The sequence below is a fragment of the Nocardia sp. NPDC005366 genome, from assembly GCF_040606855.1.
Classification (GTDB): Bacteria; Actinomycetota; Actinomycetes; order Mycobacteriales; family Mycobacteriaceae; genus Nocardia.
Window position 1 is genome coordinate 392,771 of sequence record NZ_JBEXFQ010000001.1, and the last position, 18,047, is coordinate 410,817.

At 66.6% G+C, this 18,047-nt stretch carries 20 protein-coding genes and 1 pseudogene; 12 read left to right on the forward strand and 9 right to left on the reverse strand.

Annotated features, from left to right (window positions below):
* Positions 1 to 114 precede the first annotated feature (114 nt).
* On the forward strand, positions 115 to 915 hold the full coding sequence (locus ABZS43_RS01705) for an HAD family hydrolase (RefSeq protein WP_355033863.1): 801 nt from the start codon (positions 115 to 117) through the stop codon (positions 913 to 915).
* Positions 916 to 946: 31 nt separating this feature from the next.
* Here ABZS43_RS01705 and ABZS43_RS01710 read toward each other — a convergent pair whose 3' ends face one another.
* A complete protein-coding gene (locus tag ABZS43_RS01710; RefSeq protein WP_355033864.1) occupies positions 947 to 1,360 on the reverse strand; it encodes a VOC family protein in 414 nt (137 codons plus the stop codon).
* Positions 1,361 to 1,455: 95 nt separating this feature from the next.
* On the opposite strand from ABZS43_RS01710, the gene ABZS43_RS01715 reads away from it, so the two are divergent.
* Both ABZS43_RS01715 and ABZS43_RS01720 read left to right on the forward strand, forming a co-directional pair.
* Positions 1,456 to 2,397, forward strand: a complete 942-nt coding sequence (locus ABZS43_RS01715; protein ID WP_355033865.1) for a WYL domain-containing protein — start codon at positions 1,456 to 1,458, stop codon at positions 2,395 to 2,397.
* Between the two features lie 265 nt (positions 2,398 to 2,662).
* Positions 2,663 to 3,082 (forward strand): hypothetical protein, encoded by a 420-nt coding sequence (locus tag ABZS43_RS01720; RefSeq protein ID WP_355033866.1) that lies wholly within the window; start codon positions 2,663 to 2,665, stop codon positions 3,080 to 3,082.
* Between the two features lie 65 nt (positions 3,083 to 3,147).
* On the opposite strand, the gene ABZS43_RS01725 is transcribed toward ABZS43_RS01720, so the two are convergent.
* Together ABZS43_RS01725 and ABZS43_RS01730 are read right to left on the reverse strand one after the other, a co-directional pair.
* The gene (locus ABZS43_RS01725) at positions 3,148 to 3,837 is read right to left on the reverse strand and encodes an SGNH/GDSL hydrolase family protein (protein ID WP_355033867.1); all 690 of its coding nucleotides are present in this window, start codon (positions 3,835 to 3,837) and stop codon (positions 3,148 to 3,150) included.
* 10 nt (positions 3,838 to 3,847) lie between these two features.
* A complete protein-coding gene (locus tag ABZS43_RS01730) occupies positions 3,848 to 5,251 on the reverse strand; it encodes an MFS transporter (RefSeq protein ID WP_355033868.1) in 1,404 nt (467 codons plus the stop codon).
* Positions 5,252 to 5,345: 94 nt separating this feature from the next.
* Between ABZS43_RS01730 and ABZS43_RS01735 the strand changes: the two genes are divergently transcribed.
* Positions 5,346 to 5,987 carry a TetR/AcrR family transcriptional regulator gene (locus ABZS43_RS01735; RefSeq protein WP_355033869.1) on the forward strand — a complete coding sequence of 214 codons (642 nt, stop codon included), beginning with the start codon at positions 5,346 to 5,348 and terminating at the stop codon, positions 5,985 to 5,987.
* Between the two features lie 25 nt (positions 5,988 to 6,012).
* Here ABZS43_RS01735 and ABZS43_RS01740 read toward each other — a convergent pair whose 3' ends face one another.
* From ABZS43_RS01740 to cysD, 3 genes are read right to left on the reverse strand one after another with little or no spacing between them, the layout of a single operon-like run.
* Positions 6,013 to 6,801 (reverse strand): sirohydrochlorin chelatase, encoded by a 789-nt coding sequence (locus tag ABZS43_RS01740; protein WP_355033870.1) that lies wholly within the window; start codon positions 6,799 to 6,801, stop codon positions 6,013 to 6,015.
* Between the two features lies 1 nt (position 6,802).
* Positions 6,803 to 8,098, reverse strand: coding sequence for a GTP-binding protein (locus ABZS43_RS01745; protein ID WP_355033871.1), 1,296 nt, complete (start codon positions 8,096 to 8,098; stop codon positions 6,803 to 6,805).
* A gap of 1 nt (position 8,099) precedes the next feature.
* On the reverse strand, positions 8,100 to 9,029 hold the full coding sequence (gene cysD / locus ABZS43_RS01750; protein ID WP_355033872.1) for a sulfate adenylyltransferase subunit CysD: 930 nt from the start codon (positions 9,027 to 9,029) through the stop codon (positions 8,100 to 8,102).
* A 160-nt stretch (positions 9,030 to 9,189) separates the two neighbouring features.
* On the opposite strand from cysD, the pseudogene ABZS43_RS01755 reads away from it, so the two are divergent.
* A pseudogene (locus ABZS43_RS01755) lies at positions 9,190 to 9,426 on the forward strand (zinc ribbon domain-containing protein); the annotation flags it as partial.
* 35 nt (positions 9,427 to 9,461) lie between these two features.
* Here the strand turns inward: ABZS43_RS01755 and ABZS43_RS01760 are convergent.
* Both ABZS43_RS01760 and ABZS43_RS01765 read right to left on the reverse strand, forming a co-directional pair.
* Positions 9,462 to 10,181 (reverse strand): phosphoadenylyl-sulfate reductase, encoded by a 720-nt coding sequence (locus ABZS43_RS01760; protein WP_355033873.1) that lies wholly within the window; start codon positions 10,179 to 10,181, stop codon positions 9,462 to 9,464.
* Positions 10,182 to 10,209: 28 nt separating this feature from the next.
* A complete protein-coding gene (locus tag ABZS43_RS01765) occupies positions 10,210 to 12,021 on the reverse strand; it encodes a nitrite/sulfite reductase (RefSeq protein ID WP_355033874.1) in 1,812 nt (603 codons plus the stop codon).
* A 503-nt stretch (positions 12,022 to 12,524) separates the two neighbouring features.
* Here ABZS43_RS01765 and hemW point away from each other — a divergent pair.
* The 6 genes from hemW to ABZS43_RS01795 all read left to right on the forward strand — a co-directional run bounded on the left by hemW (position 12,525) and on the right by ABZS43_RS01795 (position 16,628).
* The gene (gene hemW / locus ABZS43_RS01770) at positions 12,525 to 13,685 is read left to right on the forward strand and encodes a radical SAM family heme chaperone HemW (protein WP_355033976.1); all 1,161 of its coding nucleotides are present in this window, start codon (positions 12,525 to 12,527) and stop codon (positions 13,683 to 13,685) included.
* Positions 13,686 to 13,809: 124 nt separating this feature from the next.
* Positions 13,810 to 14,214 (forward strand): YbaB/EbfC family nucleoid-associated protein, encoded by a 405-nt coding sequence (locus ABZS43_RS01775; RefSeq protein ID WP_355033875.1) that lies wholly within the window; start codon positions 13,810 to 13,812, stop codon positions 14,212 to 14,214.
* A 9-nt stretch (positions 14,215 to 14,223) separates the two neighbouring features.
* Positions 14,224 to 14,526 (forward strand): hypothetical protein, encoded by a 303-nt coding sequence (locus tag ABZS43_RS01780; RefSeq protein ID WP_355033876.1) that lies wholly within the window; start codon positions 14,224 to 14,226, stop codon positions 14,524 to 14,526.
* 259 nt (positions 14,527 to 14,785) lie between these two features.
* Entirely contained in the window at positions 14,786 to 15,739 is a 954-nt protein-coding gene (locus ABZS43_RS01785; RefSeq protein ID WP_355033877.1) for a hypothetical protein, read from the forward strand.
* Positions 15,739 to 16,263: a hypothetical protein gene (locus ABZS43_RS01790; protein WP_355033878.1), complete on the forward strand. Its 525-nt coding sequence runs from the start codon at positions 15,739 to 15,741 to the stop codon at positions 16,261 to 16,263. The genes ABZS43_RS01785 and ABZS43_RS01790 overlap by 1 nt, the downstream gene beginning before the upstream one ends.
* A 155-nt stretch (positions 16,264 to 16,418) precedes the next feature.
* A complete protein-coding gene (locus tag ABZS43_RS01795) occupies positions 16,419 to 16,628 on the forward strand; it encodes a hypothetical protein (RefSeq protein ID WP_355033879.1) in 210 nt (69 codons plus the stop codon).
* A 201-nt stretch (positions 16,629 to 16,829) separates the two neighbouring features.
* Here ABZS43_RS01795 and ABZS43_RS01800 read toward each other — a convergent pair whose 3' ends face one another.
* Positions 16,830 to 16,976 (reverse strand): hypothetical protein, encoded by a 147-nt coding sequence (locus ABZS43_RS01800; protein WP_355033880.1) that lies wholly within the window; start codon positions 16,974 to 16,976, stop codon positions 16,830 to 16,832.
* A 175-nt stretch (positions 16,977 to 17,151) separates the two neighbouring features.
* Here ABZS43_RS01800 and ABZS43_RS01805 point away from each other — a divergent pair, with 175 nt between their 5' ends.
* On the forward strand, positions 17,152 to 17,925 hold the full coding sequence (locus ABZS43_RS01805) for an alpha/beta hydrolase (RefSeq protein ID WP_355033977.1): 774 nt from the start codon (positions 17,152 to 17,154) through the stop codon (positions 17,923 to 17,925).
* Positions 17,926 to 18,047: the final 122 nt, after the last annotated feature.

Genomic DNA, 18,047 nt, shown 5'->3' on the forward strand with positions numbered 1-18,047 from the left:
TTGTCGGAGCCCCTGGCCGACGGCGCTCTTCGCCGTCGGTGCGCGAGTTCGGCCGTCACCGGATGTGCGGTCGTATCGGTGACGTTACGGGAACCGGCGTTGCACAATGGGCTCGTGGATGTTCTCGGGGGAGGGCCTCGCCTGATCGCACTGGACGTGGACGGAACCCTGCTGGAGACCGGTTCGCCGATCAGCGAGCGGGTGGCCCGCGCGGTCCGCTCTGCCGTGGTCGCGGGGGCGCACGTGGTGGTGACGACCGGGCGGACATTGCTGACGACCCGTCCGGTGCTGAAGGAATTGGGGCTGGTCGAAGGGCATGCGCTGTGTTCGAACGGTGCGGTGCACATCGATGTGGCACGCGGTGAGCCGGTCGCGGTGCAATCCTTCGATCCGGCCCCGGCCGTGGCGGCATTGCGGGAGTTGTTCCCGGACATGATCTTCGCGGTGGAGAAGGTCGGCGTCGGAACATGGGCCACCGGAATCAGCCCCGGTGAATTCTCCATCGGCGATTATCTGCTCGTCGATCACGGTGAACTCAGCCGGGAGCCGACCCCGCGCCTGAACGGGTGGTGGCCGGACGGATCGCTGGAAGAGATGCTGCGACAGCTGAAAACGCTCTACGTCCCCGGAGCGAGCTGGGTACACGGTGAATTCGGTCCGTGGCTGACGGTTTCGCGCCGCGGTGTCTCCAAAGGCTGGGCGCTGGAACGGTTGCGCACCGCCCTCGGCGTCCCGCACGAGGCCACCCTCGCCATCGGTGACGGTTACAACGATCGCGACATGCTGGGCTGGGCCCGACATTCGGTCGCGATGGGCAACGCGTCCGACGAGATCAAGGAATTGGCGGACGAAGTCGCCGACGACGTACTCGACGACGGCGTCGCGAAGGTGCTGGAGCGCTGGTTCCCGAGCTGATCCCGCCCCGGATCCGCCGCGGCGGGCGCCGCTACACCCCGCCGGTTTTCGCGACCACCTCCAGGTAGTGCGGATTGGTCATGATGCCGAGCGTGTTGCCGAACGGATCGACCACGCAGGCGGTGACGAAACCTTCGCCGTCGCCCTGGGCGGTGATCGGCTGGTATTCCTTCGCGCCCATGGCGAGCAAACGCGCGAAAGTAGCCGCCAGATCGTCGACGTGCCAGTACACGATCCCGCCCGCGCCCGGCTCGTTGCGGGCGCTCGGCGGCGCGTAGGCGCGATTGATGATGCCGAATTCGTGCTGGTAGTCGCCGATGCGGAATTCGTAGTACCCGTTCGGGACGTGGTAGTAGGGCGCGGTGCCGAGGAATTCGCTGTACCACTCCTTGGCGGCCTCGAGATCGTCGGCGTAGTAGGTGGTGGTAGCCATTCCACGAAGCATGTCGTGCTCCTTCGGTCGATGTGTTCCTGCTGGTGAGATAACGATCCCATCCAAAGTGCTCACCGAATGAGCACTTTTACCGGAAGAATCGACCTGTGCGAGCAGACCGATTGGTGGCGACCCTGTTGTTGATGCAGGCGCGCGGCCGGGTGACGGCCGCGGAAGTCGCCGCCGAATTGGAGATCTCCGTGGCCACCGCCCGCCGCGACCTCGAGGCGTTGTCCGCTGCGGGCGTCCCGGTATACCCGCAACAGGGCCGAGGCGGCGGCTGGTCGCTGGTCGGCGGCGCCCGCACCGATTTGACCGGGCTGAACGAACCGGAGGCGCGGGCGCTGTTCCTGCTGGCCGGATCATCGGCGGGTGCGGTGCCCGAGGTGAAGTCGGCGCTGCGCAAACTGGTGCGCGCACTGCCGCAGACATTCCGCGCCGATGCCGAGGCCGCGGCCGACGCGGTGGTCATCGATCCCGCGCGCTGGGGTCAGCACGACCGCACCCGCCCCGGTGTGGTCACCCTCTTGCAGCGCGCCGTGGTGGAACGGCGCCGGGTGCGGTTGGTCTACGAGCGCGCGGGCCTGCGTTCGGAGCGGCTGGGCGACCCGTGGGGTCTGGTCGACAAGGACGCCATCTGGTACCTGATCGCGGGCACCGAACGCGGCAGACGCACCTTCCGGGTCGACCGCATCGTCGAAGCCGCACTCACCGACGAAATTACCACTCGCCCCGCTGATTTCGACCTATCGACCGTGTGGGAGGAAGTGGTCGGCGAGATGGAACAGCGTAGGTCCACCGTCTCGGCCACCGCGCTCATCGCCGCCGAATTGCTTCCGGTGCTGCGCAATCAGCAGGGCAGGCACTGCGAGGTCGACGGACCGGTCGAGGACGGACGGATCATGGTGCGCGTCACCGCGCCGACCCCGCGCATGATCGCCCAGCAATTGGCCGGATGGGGCGCCGAGATCGAGGTGCTCGCTCCGCAGTCGGTGCGCGACGAACTCGCGATGCTCGGCGCGCAGTTGATCGAGCGCTATCAGAGCTGACACGGGAATCCTCAAATACCTTGCGGCCGAGCCAGTTAATTCCGGTGAATGCGACGACCGTGTAGTCGGCCGACCGGCCACGCGAATACCTCGGTGAAAGGAAAATCGGTGCGATAGAGTGTCGATCGCGGACATCGTCCGGGCACTCCACACATCATCGAATCGGCTCCTCGGTATGAATCGAAAACGTTTCGTTCCGTACTGCTCGGATGATTCATCGAGCGCGCGGATTCCGTATCGGGGGTCGGGGAGGATAGAAAACAACATGGTCCGTGGGACTTTCAGAAAAGCAGGTCGCAAGCTGATCGCGGGAGTGCTGCCGATCGCGGCCGCTGTCGCCTTCGCGGGGGTCGCCGCCGCCGAACCGGGCCAGGTGGCCCAGGCTCCGGCGCCGGTGGTGCAGCAGGTCGTTGAGCCGGTCGCGGGCGGACTCCCGCTTCAGGAGGTCGCGACGAATCCGGGGGCGCAGAACTCCGATCCGGTGGCCAACGGCGCCGTGACGGGTGCGATGGCGGGCGCGGCGGGGTCGGGCATTCTTTCGGGCGTCTCGTGCCTGCCGGGTTTCATCGTGGCGGCGATTCCGTGCGCGATCATCGGCGCGATCAACGGCGCGCTGTGGGGTACCGCGATCGGCGTCATCGTCGGCCTGGTGGCACCGGGCGCGGTGCCGCAGGTACTGCCCTGATCGAGGGCTGAGCCCTGCGGGATCGGGCGGTGTCCGGGGCGAATCCCCCTGGCACCGCCCGACCGTCATGCTCCGGTGGTCCGGGCCGGGATGAGCTCGCTCAGCGCACGCACTGTTTCGACGGCCACCACCGCGTGTCCACTCGAGGTGAAGTGGATCAGATCCGCACTCATCAGATCCGGGCGCAGTCGCAATGGGTGATTCCAGAAGTCCACCACCAGGACGTCGTAGCGCGCGGCCGTTTCGCGCACGATCTCGTTCAACTCGGCCATCCGGTCTCGCATCGGCCGCATCGGCGCCATCCGCTCGGTCTCCCAGACATCGGCCAGAGCGAATGTGAATATCTGTGCCCCGCTTCGGGACAGTACGGCGTAGAGGGCATCCAGATTCGTCCGCAGCTCGTCCATATCGCCACGAAGGAACAGATCGTTCCCGCCGCAGGTCGCGTGTACCAGGTCGGGCCGGAAATCCAGCACGGGGCCAACCTGTTCGGCGATGACCTGTTCGATAGTGGCGCCTACGCGGCCGGTATTGAGATAGGCCAGATCGGGATTCACCGAGCCGAGCACGGTCGCTACCCGATCGGACCACCCGGCGGCGTCGTAGCCCGGGCTGGGATCACCCACACCCAGTGCGACGGAATCGCCGAGTACGGCGAAGCGTTGCCACGGTGCTCCCGCGAGCAGATCGCGGGCCGTGCCGGTGGGCAGCAGCATCGGGTCATCGGTCTCGGCGGGAAAAGTGCTGTCGGTCATTATGTGCTCCTTATTCCGTGGTGGCGCGTACGCGGGACGGGATCGCGGTGATGACCGCCGCCGCCAGGGCGATACCGGCGCACACCGCGAAGACGACATGGAATGCGGCGAGTTGATCGCCCGGATTCGCCGCGAAGATCGCCGCGAGCACGGCGACGCCGAGCGCGCCGCCGACCTGACGTGCGGTGAGATTCATGCCGATGCCCGCCGCGAACTGCTGTGGCGGAAGGGCGCTCGCGGCGGCGGTGCCGAGGACGGTCACCACGATGCCGACACCGCCGCCGCCGAGCAGGCCCGCCGGTATCCACGCCGACCACAACGCCGCGTCCGGACCGAGGGCGTCGGTACTCATCCAGATCGTCGATGCGGCGAACATCAGCGTCCCGACTACACCTACCCAGCGCCTCGGCCCCGGATCGGTGATCCGGCCCGCCACCGTGGCGGTGACCATGGACGCGACCGCGCCGACGGTGAGCGCCCCCGCCGAAGCGAGTACCGAATAGCCCCAGATCGCGTCCAGGAACAGCGGTCCGGTCAGCAGCCAGGCGAACATCGCCGCGCCGAATACGAACGACGCCGCATTCGCCAGCGCGTATGGTCTGCTGCGCCACAACTCCACCGCGATGGCCGGGTTACGGTGGCGCGTGGAACGGACAAGGGCGACGAGCAGCAGTAGCGCGCCCACGCCGAGGGCGGCCACCGTGCCCACCGACGTCCAGCCCCAGCGTTGCCCCTCGGTGACTCCGGCGACCAGTCCGCCGAGGCCGAGCGCCACCGCGAGGGTGCCGAGCGGATCGGGTAGTGAACTGCCGGGCTGCCTGGCGTCGGAGACCGGAATGCGCAGGCCGGGCAGGATCAGTGCCAACGCGACCGGGACGTTGATGACGAAAACCGAGCGCCAGCCGAATACCTCGACCAGTGCGCCGCCGATGGCGGGTCCGACCACGGCGGCGAAACCGCCCGCCGCCGTCCACGCCCCGATCGCCGCGCCGATGCGTTCCCGAGGGGTGACATCGAGGACAAGACCGAGTGCCGACGGCATCATCAGCGCCGCCGTCGCCCCCTGTAGGAGCCGACCGGCGATGAGCCAGCCCGCCGTGGGAGCGAGCGCGCACAGCAGGGAGGTGAGTGCGAAACCGGCGAGGGCGGTGAGGAATACGCGGCGGCGGCCGAGCGTGTCGGCGATACGGCCCGCCGGGGTGAGCAGTGCCGCGAAGGCCACGGCGTACCCGCTGACAACCCAGGTCAGGGTGGTCGTCGCGGTGCCGGGATAGTCGCGGGCGATCGAGGGGAAGGCGATATTGACCACGGAGAGATCGAGGAAGGCGATGAATGCGGCGCCGCAGGCGATCAGCAGCGTGGTCTTGGCTGCCTTCGTCGCCGGGGGAGCGGTCCGCGTGGACACTTCGGTCATGGGTCTGCCCTTCGTGCACCGTTAACAAAAAGTACGATCGTTCGTGCAATAAAGTACGTCCGTTCGTTCGTATTGGCAAGAGATCGGTGGAACAATGGGGCTCATGGCCGAGACGACATCAGCTTCCGCGCCGCACCTCACCGATCAGCGTCTGGTCAAAGGGGCCCGCTCCCGAGCGTCCATCGCCAGGCATGCCGCGGACGTGGCGTCGGTGGAAGGGCTGAACGGAGTGAGTATCGGCAGGCTCGCCACCGACCTCGGCATCAGCAAAAGCGGTATCGCCACCCTGTTCGGCAGCAAGGAGGCCCTGCAACTGGCGGCGGTGCACGCCGCCCGCGATGTCTTCGTCGAGCAGATCATCACCCCCAGCCTCCGCGAGCCGCGCGGTGTCACCCGCTTGCGCGCGCTGGTCGACCGCTGGTTCGACCACATCACCGAGCCCGCCTTTCCCGGCGGCTGCTTCCGCAGCGCGGCCCTGATCGAATTCGACAGCAGGCCCGGCCCGGTTCGCGACGCTCTCGCGGCCGACCACGACGAATGGCTCACCTTCCTGGCCACGGAAATCCGCAAGGCACAAGGCCTGGGCGAACTCCCGTCCGGTGACGCGGACGCCCTCGCGTTCGAATTGGATGCCGTGGTCAGCGCCGCCAACCTCGCCCGCCAACTGGGCGCCGATGCCAAGGTGGCCACCGCGCGCTCGATCGCGGATCGCCTGCTCGGCCGGAGTGAGGGCTGAAGATGCCTACGTCGGCGCGGTCATCTCAGGCGGTGAGCGCCAGCATGTCCGCCCGCGCCGCGTCGTAACGGTCCCAGACGATGTCGGTGAGGGCCGGATCGGGGCCGATGACGTCGGCGTGCACCAGATCCGGTGCGGCGGCGGCCAGGCGGTCGGTCAGGAGGCCGGGGGCCAGGAACCAGGTGGCGACGAGGATGTGCTCGCTGCCACGGGCGCGCAGGCGCGAAACCGCCTCGGGAAGTGTGGGTTCGGTGGTGGCGAAGCAGATTTCGGTGCGCAGGCCGGTGGCGGCGGCGAGACGGCGGGCCACCTCGGCGGTGCGCGTATTGGCGGTGACGCTGGACGATCCCACCGCCGCGACGGCGATGCCGACCCGGGGCCCCTCGGTGATATCGCTGGCGGCGTGCGCCTCTCGCACCCGTTCGCGCAGCGCGCCGATCAGGCGGGCGTCCGGGCCGAGGACATCGGCCTGGGTGAGGCGCAGACGCGGGTGGCGTGCGCGGGCCGCTTCCAGCAGTCCGGGCAGGTCGACGCGGGCGTGGAAAGCGCTCCCGAGAAGCAGCGGTGCGACGATCGCGCGTGTATGCCCCTGTGCGGCAACGGCATCGATGACCTGATCGACCGAAGGCGCGCTCAGGTCGAGGAAGGCGGGGCGGACGTCGACACCGGGGCGGGCGTCGGCGATATCGGCGACCACGGCCGCCATCGTCGCCGCCGAGCGCGGGTCACGGCTGCCGTGCGCCACCGCGATCAGCGCCGGGCCGCCCGACGCCCGCGCGGGCGTCGGCGCCGAGATGCCGATCGAGGCGGTCATCTCAGACTCCGGCGCCGACCTCGACGGCGCTGAGCACATCACCGACGAGTCCGGCGCCGAGGGTGTTGCCGCCCGCGGGATCGATGAGCAGGAAGCTGCCCGTGTGCCGGTTCACCCGGTAGTCGTCGGCCGCGATCGGTTCGGCGACCCGGACCGAGATCCGACCGATATCGTTGAGCGACAACGCTTCCGGATTCGGTTCCGCGGCCAGACGCTGCTCGTCGAAGCGCTCGACCAAGGTGCCGACGATGGCCTGGGTGGTCCGGGTACCGTGCTTGAGCAGCAGCCGCGCGCCGGGGCGCAGCGGCTTGTCCCCGAGCCAGCAGACCGTGGCGTCGAAGGTGTCGATGGGCTCGGGCGCGTCGGTGACCGAGGCGATGACGTCGCCACGGGAGATATCGACATCGTCGGCCAGGATCAGCGTGACACTGCGACCGGGCTGGGCCACCGCCAGCTCGCCGTCGGGGGTGTCGATACGCTCGACGGTGGTGCGAATACCCGAGGGCAGCACCACGACTTCGTCACCGGGGGACACCGAACCGGCGGCGATCTGCCCGGCGTATCCACGGTAATCCGGGTATTCGGCGGTGCGCGGACGGATGACGTACTGCACCGGGAAACGCAATCCGATGGAATGCGCGCCGGTGCTGTCGGCGTCGGCGGGCACCGATTCCAGATGCTCGATCAGCGAGGGCCCGTCGTAGTACGGGGTATTCGTCGAACGCGAGGCGACATTGTCGCCGTGCAGCGCCGAGACCGGGATTTCCAGCACATCCTCCTGAGCCCAGCCCAGCGCCGTGGTGAGGGTGTTGAATTCGGCGGAGATCGCGGCGAAAACCTCGGCGGGGTTGTCGACCAGGTCGATCTTGTTGACCGCGAGAACCAGTTTGGGCACGCCGAGCAGCGCGAGCACCGCCGCGTGGCGGCGGGTCTGCTCGATGACGCCCTTGCGGGCGTCGACGAGCAGGATCACCAATTGCGCGGTGGATGCCCCGGAGACCGTATTGCGGGTGTACTGCACATGCCCCGGAGTATCCGCGAGCACGAAAGACCTTGCGGGAGTAGCGAAGTAGCGGTAGGCGACATCGATGGTGATGCCCTGTTCCCGCTCCGCGCGCAACCCGTCCACGAGCAACGAGAGATCCGGGGTGGCCAGACCCTTGTCCACCGACGCGCGGGTGACGGCGTCGATCTGGTCGGCGAGTACGGATTTCGTGTCGTAGAGCAGCCGTCCGACCAAGGTGGACTTGCCGTCGTCGACAGAACCGGCGGTGGCCAGTCTCAATAGGTCGGACATCTCAGAAATAACCCTCTCGCTTACGGTCTTCCATCGCGGCCTCGGAAACCCGGTCGTCACCACGGGTCGCGCCGCGCTCGGTCAGTCGGGACGCGGCGACCTCGGCGAGAATCGCCTCGTTGTCCGTCGCGTCGGAAAGGATGGCGCCGGTGGAAGATCCGTCGCCGACGGTGCGGTAGCGCACCGAGCGGGTCTGGAGTTCCTCGCCGTCGCCGGGACCGCCCCAGACGCCGGGGGTCATCCACATGCCGTCGCGCTGGTAGACCGGGCGCTCGTGCGCGTAATAGATGCTGGCCAGATCGACATCCTCGCGGGCGATGTAGCGCCAGATATCGAGTTCGGTCCAGTTGCTCAGCGGGAAGACCCGAACGTGCTCACCGGGCGCGTGCCTGCCGTTGTACAGATTCCACAGCTCCGGGCGCTGCCGCTTGGGATCCCACTGGCCGAAGGCGTTGCGCAGCGAGAAGATCCGCTCCTTGGCGCGGGAGCGTTCCTCGTCGCGGCGGCCACCGCCGAAGACCGCGTCGAAGCGGTGCTCGGAGATGGCGTCGAGCAGCGGGACGGTCTGCAGCGGATTGCGAATGCCATCGGGACGCTCGGTGAGCCGGCCGTCGGCGAGGTAGTCCTCGACCTTGGCGACATGCAGTCGCAGGCCGTACTTCTCGACCACCTTGTCCCGGAAGTCCAGGACTTCGGGCAGGTTGTGGCCGGTGTCGACGTGCAGCAGCGCGAAGGGCAGCGGCGCGGGCCAGAATGCCTTGAGGGCCAGGTGCAGTAGCACCGTGGAATCCTTGCCGCCGGAGAACAGGATCACCGGCCGCTCGAATTCACCGGCCACCTCACGGAAAATATGGATGGATTCGGATTCGAGCGCGGCCAGGGTGTCGAAATCGCTGATGCCGAGAGAACGTTCGCTGATGGTTCCGGTCATCAGGAATCCGCCTCGGATACCCCGTCGTTCACGGCGGGGAGGGAGAGGTGTGCGTGTCGTTTGTGTTGCACGGCATTATCTTTCGTTAGGATCGAACGTATGGGCGAAGTGGTGCGCTACACCTACAGGCTGCGGCCTGGACGCATCGCCGAGGCTGCGGGTGGTGTTGGTTCGGCCCGCCTATACGACGATGACGTGTAGTTCGTGTTTCGCGAGAGCCAAGCGACTCGAACTGCACGAACGTGGTTTCGCGTGTTCCTCGTGCGGTTTCACCGATTCGAGGGACCGCAACGCCGCCAGAGTGATTCTGGCTGTGGCAGAACGGGGCCACACCAGTGTTGATGACGTGAGACAAGCCGATCACCTCCTCCGGGTGGATGGTCAGGTTGCTGTCTGAGCTGGAAATCCCCCTGCTTTCAGGAGGGGGAACCGTTAAGATTGGTGCAACCCGCATTCGGTCTTGGCGAGGCCTGCCCACCGGCCGCTTCGTGGATCGGACCCCGGCTCCGGCTTCCGCGTGCACGGAGCACACCCGATAGACGGATATCCCTCTTCCACCAGGGGGTTGACGAGAATGCCGTGCTCTTCGATGTAGCTCTGCATCTCGTCGTCGGACCACGGCGCGATCGGATTGATCTTCACCAGGCCGAAACCTTCGTCGAAGGAGATCAGCGGGGCGTTGGCCCTGGTCGGGGCCTCCACCCGGCGGATGCCGGTCACCCAGGCGTTGTATCCGCGCAGCGAATTCCGCAGTGGCACCACCTTGCGCAACCGGCAGCATTCACCGGGGTCGCGGGCGAAGAGATCCTTGCCGAGCAGTCGATCCTGTTCGGCCACTGTGGTTTCCGGCCCGACGTTCACCACGTTCACCCCGTACACGGCCGCCACCGCGTCGCGGGTGCCGATCGTCTCGGCGAAGTGGTAGCCGGTGTCGAGGAACAGCACGTCCACGCCGGGACGAACCTCCGCGGCGAGGTGCACCAGCACCCCGTCCTGCATATTCGAGGCGACGATATAGCCGGAACCGAAGGTCTGCTCGGTCCACCGCAGCAGTTCCAGCGCCGAGGCGTCGGGCCCGAGTTCGGCCGCGCCGCTTTCGGCGATGTTCCGCAATTCGTCCTCGGACAATTTCTGCGCGAGTTTCGTTGTCACAATAGATCTCCCGTCACACGAGCCGTCGTCACCGAAGGTCGGCCTCGTCGGCGCGAACGGCCCACTGCGCGAACCGTTCACCGTCTTCACGGTGCTTGATGAAATTGCGCACCACGCGCTCGATGTAGTCGCCGAGTTCGGTGCTGGTCACCTTGTGCTGACGCAGCTTGCGCCCGAAGGCGCTGTCGAATCCGAGGCTGCCACCGAGATGAACCTGGAAACCCTCCACCTGATTCCCGGAACCGTCATCGACCAGCTGGCCCTTGAACCCGATATCGGCGATCTGCGACCGCGCGCACGAATTCGGGCAGCCGTTGATATTGATGGTGATCGGCACGTCGAGCTGGGCATTGAGGTCGTCGAGGCGCTGCTCGAGTTCCGGCACGAGCGCCTGCGAGCGCTTGCGGGTCTCGGCGAAGGACAGTTTGCAGAATTCGATACCGCTGCAGGCCATCAGATTTCGCCGCCACACCGACGGGCGCGCCTGCAGGCCGAGCGGTTCCAGTTCGTCGATCAGCGCGTCGACCTTGTCGTCGGCGACGTCGAGCACGATCAGCTTCTGGTACGGGGTGAACCGGATGCGGTCCGAGCCGATCCGTTCCACCGCGTCGGCCACCTTGGCCAGGACGGTGCCCGACACCCGGCCCGCGATGGGGGAGAAGCCGACGGCGTTGAGCCCGTTCTTCAACTTCTGGACCCCGACGTGATCGATCGGCTTGGTCGGCTGCTCCGGCGCGGGACCGTCGATCAACTTGCGCTGGAGGTACTCGTCCTCGAGCACCTGGCGGAACTTCTCGATACCCCAGTCCTTGACCAGGAATTTGAGGCGGGCCTTGGTGCGCAGGCGACGGTAGCCGTAATCGCGGAAAAGCGAGACGACGCCCTCCCACACGTCGGGCACCTCGTCCAGCGGCACCCACACCCCGACCCGCTGCGCGAGCATCGGATTCGTGGACAGGCCGCCGCCGACCCACAGGTCGAGACCGGGACCGTGCTCGGGATGTTCGACGCCGATGAAGGCGACGTCGTTGATCTCGTGCACCACATCCTGCTGGCCCGAGATCGCGGTCTTGAATTTGCGCGGCAGGTTGGAATATTCCTTCTTGCCGATATAGCGGCGCACGATCTCATCGATCGCGGGCGTCGGGTCGATGACCTCCCCGAAGGATTCACCGGCCAGCGGCGAGCCGAGCACGACGCGCGGGCAGTCGCCGCACGCCTCGGTGGTCTTGAGGCCGACGGCCTCGACGCGCTTCCAGATCTCCGGGACGTTCTCGACCTCGATCCAGTGGTACTGGACGTTCTCGCGGTCGGAGAGGTCGGCGGTGTCGCGGCCGAATTCGGTCGAGATCCCGCCGAGTGTGCGCAGCTGCTCGACGTTGAGCGCGCCGCCGTCGCAGCGGATGCGCATCATGAAGTATTCGGCTTCGAGCAGGTCGATGTTCTCGTCGCCGGTGAAGGTGCCGTCGTAGCCCTGTTCACGCTGGGTATAGAGACCCCACCAGCGGAAGCGGCCACGCAGATCGCCCTTGTCGATGCTGCCGAAGCCCTGCTTGGAGTAGATGTTCTCGATGCGGGCCCGGACGTTGAGCGGGTTGTCGTCCTTCTTGGACTGCTCGTTCGGATTCAGCGGCTCGCGGTAGCCGAGCGCCCACTGGCCCTCGGCCTTACGGCGCACCGGCTTTCCCGTGCGCGCCCGCGGACCGGCCGGGGCTTCGCGTCGGGGACGGTCCGGTCGAACGCGCCGCTCCGAGGCGGGGCGTTCCGGACGCGCGTGCTGCCCCTGCCGGGATTCGGGCGTGGGGTGATCGCTGGGACCGGCGTCGGTACTCGACGTCATGGGGTCGCTCCTGCTGGTGTTGGTACATCCGTGCTGAAGGGGCGAGGGGCTGACTCGCTCCCGCGGTGTCAGCGGACCGATGCGATATCGGGAGAATTCCGGGCAAACCCGGGAATGCGCGCCGCTGAGTTACCGGTGACGACCGGACGGACAACTGGCACTGCAGACGCGCTTGAAGTCGACGTGGCGACGTGCCACAAGTCGTACTCCGGATCCGCGCATGGGCCTATTGTGCCATGTACGAACGGCCGATCCGACCGCCCTGCCAGTATTTCCCGCAAAAGTGCGGGAAATCCCTGCACCGCCGGGTCTATCTGTGATCGCTGTCATAGTCGTTTGCTCGGGCCCGGGTGGTGATGCATCCGCTATGTCCGAAACGGCGCCGACGTATCGGCCTCGTCACACGAACGCCGCCCGCGCAGTGGCGCCCGCGCCGGGACCGTCACACTGGAGGGGTGAGTTCAGCCGCCGCAAGTTCCAGGCGCACCGAGTCGACGCACCCGGTGCTGCGTGATTTCGGGGGCGGGGCGTTCGGGATCTACGTGCACGTGCCGTTCTGTGCGACGCGGTGCGGATACTGCGATTTCAACACCTACACGGCGGGGGAATTGGGCACGTCGGCCTCGCCGCAGTCGTGGCTGGAGGGCCTGCGGGGCGAGCTGGCGACGGCCGCCGTGGAATTCGGGGCGCTGCCGAGTGCGACACCGGCGGTGGAAACCGTCTTCGTCGGCGGCGGCACCCCCTCACTCCTCGGCGGCGACGGCCTGGCGGCGGTACTCGACGCCGTCCGCGCGAATTTCGCCCTCGCTCCCGGCGCGGAGGTGACCACCGAATCGAATCCGGAATCAACCGCGCCCGCTTTCTTCGAGCGGATCCGCTCGGCGGGATACACCCGCGTCTCCCTCGGTATGCAGTCGGCGGCCCAGCACGTGCTGTCGGTGCTCGATCGCACCCATACTCCCGGCCGCGCGGTCGCGGCGGCGCACGAGGCGCGGGCAGCCGGTTTCGACCACGTCAACCTGGATCTGATCTACGGCACCCCCGGTGAGCGCGACGCCGATCTCGACGCCAGCCTCGACGCTGTACTCAGCGCCGGAGTCGACCACGTATCCGCGTATTCGCTGATCGTCGAGGACGGCACCGCCCTCGCCCGCCGGGTGCGTCGCGGGGAATTACCCGCCCCCGACGAGGACACCCTCGCCGCCCGTTACGAACGCGTCGACGCGCGCCTGTCCGCCGCCGGACTCACCTGGTACGAGGTATCCAATTGGGCCGCAGGCGATTCCGCGCGCTGTCGGCACAATCTCGGCTACTGGGACGGCGGCGACTGGCTCGGAGCCGGCCCCGGCGCGCACAGTCATGTCGGCGGCGTGCGGTGGTGGAACGTCAAACATCCCGCGCGCTACGTGGATCGGGTCGCCACCGGGGAGTTGCCCGCGGCGGGGTGGGAAACGCTCACCGCCGAGGAGCGCTACACCGAACGAGTGATGCTCACGCTGCGCCTGCGCACCGGTCTTCCACTGGCCGACCTCGCCCCCGACGCCTTCCCGGCCCTCGCCCGCGCGGAGCGTGACGGCCTGGCCCGGCGCACGGCTACCCATCTCGTCCTCACCGATGCCGGGCGACTTCTCGCCGACGGCGTGGTTCGCGATCTGCTCGTCTGAACCGGTCGATCCCGCTGCGCCGATCGCGGGCCGTACAATCGGCGTCGCAATGTTCGGCCAGGCCCGATCCGGGGTGGCACAAGGGCGGCGCTGTAGAGCTGACATGTCGCACAGGCGCGGGGGAATGATGGCCGAGGACAATGCCGCGATCGCGGCTCGGGTCAAGCGAATCAACGAGGCTGTCGAGCGAGTCCGTGGCCGTTCCCGATCTACGGACGGGACCGTCTACATCGAGACCGACGCGCGCGGTTCGATCACCGATCTGCGCTTGTCGGAGTATGCGTTGGAATACGGAGCCGAGCGTTTGGCCGGTCTCATCGTCGACCGGCATCGTGTCGCCTACGCCGCCGCCGAGGCCGAGGCCGAACGGGCATTCACCGAACTTTCCACAGATGACGACATGTCGTCGTTCGCTCCGATACGTCGTCGCGATAATGGCCGAGGCGATAATGGCCGAGGCGAAAATGGCCGAGGCGATAATGGCCGAGGCGAACGTGATCGGTTCGGCGGCGACGAGTACGTCCTCTGAGGCCGCGCCATGTTCGAGATGGATCCGGTGCTGGTGCGCGAACTCGCCACGCAAGTGCGAGGACGAGCCGAGACGATACTGGGCAAGGTACCGGTGGCCGTACCCGACCGAGACAAGGCGAGGGCGGGCGTTTATAGCCAATCGCTGGCGCTGACACGATCCCAAGAAACATTGGAAGCGTTGGACCGGGTGCTGAAATTTCATGCCGGTAGATGCACCGGAATCGCCGACGGGCTCGACCAGGCGGTCAGCGAGTTCGAGAACCAGGACCAGGTGCGAGCAGCCCAGTTCCAGGGCGAGCCGCCGAGATGAGCGAAGCCGATCCGCTGCTTGTTTCACAGGTGCTGGCATGGGATCTGGGCCCTGCGAATGACTTGGCGGCGACATTGTCACGGGTGGCCGCGGAAATAGAATCCGAGGTGGAGGCCGTTGCGCGGTCGGTCAGGGATTCATATTCTTATTTCGTGGGGACAACCGGCGATGCTCTCCGGCAGCGTTGCGAAGATGATCGTAGGGATACGTTGACCACGGTGGATCTCTATGAATCGATGTCGGACACGTCAAGTCCGTTGTGGCGGTTTTCGAGGCGATGATCCTGCGGATACGTGCGACGATCGCGGCGGTCGAGGAATCCCAGTGGGATCTATTCTATACGGATGACGGTACGGTATCGTCTCGGAAATCGAACTGGGAGTGGGGCAAGAAGTATTGGTGGGCGCCCGGACCCGCGATCGCCAAGAAAGAGCTCGAAGAACTCGAATTCACCGCGACCCTCCGCGCATCGCTCACCCGGATGCAGGAATTCGACATCGTAGCGGAAGGGCGGATACAGAATCTGCTCGAACAGGTGCCGATCTCCGCCCGGGAAGCGCTGATCCCGATGCCGAGCGACCCTGAACTGGCGAAGATTCTCGTCGACTATCAGACCGACGCCTCGAAATCGGATATGCAGGTTTGGCCCAGCGGCTCGGTTCTCGATGCTATCCGCATGGTCGACCCGACCTTCCAAGGTCGAGCTATGACGGAGGAGGAGGTTGCGCAAATGAAGCTGCTGTACACCTCGCGCGGAACGGGTGGCGTGATCGAGTTCTTCCAGATCAAGAGCGACGCGGAGACCATGGCTGAGAGCCAGTATCCCGATACCCGCGAGGCGCAGCAGGATGGTCATGGTGATGCATTCAGGCATGCGTATTGGAATGCGCGGATGACGCAGGAGTTCGGCGCGGATTGGACCGAGTCCTATACGACCGCGCACGAGAAGACAGGCGGTAATCCGCCGGCGCGGGAAGCGATGGATCTGTACAACAATGAGCGCGGCAGGGAAATCGGGAAGAACAATCCGAACGCCAGTGCCGAGGAACTCGCAGCAAAGATCAACGCGGATATCGGCGGCGGAAAGATGATCGTCTTGTCGGAATCATCCGACACTGGAACTCCGCAGGTCGCCTGGAGCAACAGTGTCGAAGTGGGTAAGACCAAGGTGCAACCCGGTGTCGACATCCCGCTTCCCCAGAGGGGAGTGTAATGCGTATCAAGTATCTGGCACTGATTATGTTTCTGGTTCCCGCCGCGAGCGGGTGTTTCGGGACGAAACCATCGACGGAACCGATTTGCCTCGGCGAAACAGTGAGCGTCAATGGGCCTCTTGACAAGCTGGGCTCGGCGACGCGATTCAACGAGGAATTGAGTCAGATCGTGGAAAGGCGTGGAGAGGTCACGATGGGCGAGCTCACACGGGCTGCTGGCTGGTCGGACGCGTGGGACCGGGTAGTAGACGTGTACGGGGGAATCGACGCGGCGGATCTGAGTCGTGCTGCCCAGTCGGGACCCGCTGCTGAGTGCTGGCGGGGCCTGCCGACTCGCGGGTCATCGAGCAGCGATCGTCCCGCGCAGGGCTTCTATCTATTTCTCAGTGGGGGCAAGCTGGTTCAGAAGGTGTTGTGGTCGGCGGACCGCAAGTGGATCGAGATGGGCAGGGGTGTCGGGCTCACACCGGAGTCTTTGTTGGTCACGGATCCGACCAGACACATACTCGTTCCCGCGGGTTAGCCAGCTCTCACCACGCCTCAAACGGCGTGGTGCGTGAGCCGCCGGTGTGGCCGCCCGGTGAGATCTGCTCAGCGAACGCGCGAAGACTCTGTGAGTTCGTCACTATGCGACGCCGGGGAACCCGTATAGGCTTCGATCAACCCCCAAGGAGTCCAATGCCCCCGGCACGTCACATGTCACTGATCCATGAGCAGAACGAGTTCGCCGAGGCGCGGGCCGCTGAGAAGGTGGAGACCGCCCGCCAGAGCGCGATCGCCGCGCGGACCGTCGCCAGCCATTCCGAGAACGCCGACGACTGCCAGTCGCTGCTGGCGATGCTCGGCCTCGACGCGCTCGCGGGCAAACACGCCAAGAGTATGCGCTAGCGCCCTGCGTGCCGTACGGCACGTGGTGGCATTCCGTTGGTGGCCTGTGATGCCCCTCGGAAATCGAACGCCAGGAATTCGCTGATGTCGCCGAGTCGGCCCGGTTCGACGTATGCGGGCAGGCTGTCGGCGTTAGTCTCGTACGCGCGCCACCACCCCGACATCGAGGTGGTGGCGCGGTATCGGTGTGATCCCACGCCGTCAGGCCAGCAGCGTCCGAATGTCGGTCAGATTCAGCCCGAGGAGATCTCGTGTCCCCATCGAGAGCGTGTCCGGCGTTGCGCGCACACGATCCAGCGCCGCGATCCCTGCCTCGCCGAACCGGTGGTGCCCGCCGATCGCTGCCATGCGACGCCGCCGATCACGGCCTGCGCGAATCGGCCGAAACCGCACCGCAATTCCTGGATAAGAGTCTGCCGGACACCCCGCTCGGCAGCTGACACCCGTCGCACGACGCACTCACCCGAGGAGTTCTGTTATGTCGACCGTCACCACCAAATTCGGGTCCGCGCTGCGCGCCGCCATGGCCGCGCTGTCGCTGTCGTTGACCGCCGTCGTCGTCGCCGCGCCCGCTCAGGCGGCGCCGCGGCCGACCATCGTCCTCGTGCACGGCGCCTTCGCCGACACCACCAGTTGGGATGGTGTCGCCGCCCAGCTGCGGACGGATGGCTATACCGTCGTCACCCCGGAGAATCCGCTGCGCGGCCCGGCCTACGACGCCGCCGCCGTGCAACGCACGCTGGACACCATTTCCGGGCCGATCGTCCTGGTCGGCCACTCCTACGGCGGTTTCGTCATCAGCCAGCTGCACGATCCCGACGTCGAATCCCTCGTGTATATCGCGGCCTTCGCTCCGGTCCGGGGCGAGATCGCGCAGCTGGCGCTCGATCCGATCCGCTTTCCCGGCAGCCAACTGCTGCCGCCCGCCCTGCAAGTGAAGGTGGTCGACGATCCCCGTGGCATCGCGGGGAAGAATCTCGACGGTTACGTCGCGCCGGACCGATTCCACGATGTCTTCGCCCAGGATGTCAGCGACGCTACCGCCGCCGACATGATCGCGCACCAGCGTCCGATCGCGATCGCGGCGAATCTGGAGCCCTCGGCCGCCCCGTCCTGGGTCGGCACGCCGAGCTGGTACCTGGTGTCGGGCGGCGACCGGGTGATCCCGCCGTCCTCGCAGCGGTTCATGGCGAATCGGATGGGCGCGCGCACCAGCGAGATCGATGCCTCGCACGCGTCGCTGGTTTCGCGGCCGGTCGAGGTCGCCGCGGTGGTCGAGGCCGCCGCGAGCAACTGACAGTTCGATGTCGGTGATCAGCGCGATCGATCGCCCGGCCGTCGCGATGCCGCGGGTGCCCGCCCGCGACGATCGAGCTATTGGTGTAATGCCAACTAGACTGGATACTCAGACGGAACCCG

What these genes read in the sequence shown, in the direction of transcription:
- ABZS43_RS01735 (WP_355033869.1), top strand. Translation starts at nt 5,346, where the DNA reads ATGGGGCTCATGGCCGAGACGACATCAGCTTCCGCGCCGCACCTCACC.
- ABZS43_RS01725 (WP_355033867.1), bottom strand. Translation starts at nt 3,837, where the DNA reads ATGACCGACAGCACTTTTCCCGCCGAGACCGATGACCCGATGCTGCTG.
- cysD (WP_355033872.1), bottom strand. Translation starts at nt 9,029, where the DNA reads ATGACCGGAACCATCAGCGAACGTTCTCTCGGCATCAGCGATTTCGAC.
- ABZS43_RS01790 (WP_355033878.1), top strand. Translation starts at nt 15,739, where the DNA reads ATGCGTATCAAGTATCTGGCACTGATTATGTTTCTGGTTCCCGCCGCG.
- ABZS43_RS01775 (WP_355033875.1), top strand. Translation starts at nt 13,810, where the DNA reads ATGATGGCCGAGGACAATGCCGCGATCGCGGCTCGGGTCAAGCGAATC.
- ABZS43_RS01805 (WP_355033977.1), top strand. Translation starts at nt 17,152, where the DNA reads ATGGCCGCGCTGTCGCTGTCGTTGACCGCCGTCGTCGTCGCCGCGCCC.
- ABZS43_RS01795 (WP_355033879.1), top strand. Translation starts at nt 16,419, where the DNA reads ATGCCCCCGGCACGTCACATGTCACTGATCCATGAGCAGAACGAGTTC.
- ABZS43_RS01710 (WP_355033864.1), bottom strand. Translation starts at nt 1,360, where the DNA reads ATGCTTCGTGGAATGGCTACCACCACCTACTACGCCGACGATCTCGAG.
- ABZS43_RS01800 (WP_355033880.1), bottom strand. Translation starts at nt 16,976, where the DNA reads ATGGCAGCGATCGGCGGGCACCACCGGTTCGGCGAGGCAGGGATCGCG.
- ABZS43_RS01740 (WP_355033870.1), bottom strand. Translation starts at nt 6,801, where the DNA reads ATGACCGCCTCGATCGGCATCTCGGCGCCGACGCCCGCGCGGGCGTCG.
- ABZS43_RS01730 (WP_355033868.1), bottom strand. Translation starts at nt 5,251, where the DNA reads ATGACCGAAGTGTCCACGCGGACCGCTCCCCCGGCGACGAAGGCAGCC.
- ABZS43_RS01780 (WP_355033876.1), top strand. Translation starts at nt 14,224, where the DNA reads ATGTTCGAGATGGATCCGGTGCTGGTGCGCGAACTCGCCACGCAAGTG.
- ABZS43_RS01720 (WP_355033866.1), top strand. Translation starts at nt 2,663, where the DNA reads ATGGTCCGTGGGACTTTCAGAAAAGCAGGTCGCAAGCTGATCGCGGGA.
- ABZS43_RS01765 (WP_355033874.1), bottom strand. Translation starts at nt 12,021, where the DNA reads ATGACGTCGAGTACCGACGCCGGTCCCAGCGATCACCCCACGCCCGAA.
- ABZS43_RS01745 (WP_355033871.1), bottom strand. Translation starts at nt 8,098, where the DNA reads ATGTCCGACCTATTGAGACTGGCCACCGCCGGTTCTGTCGACGACGGC.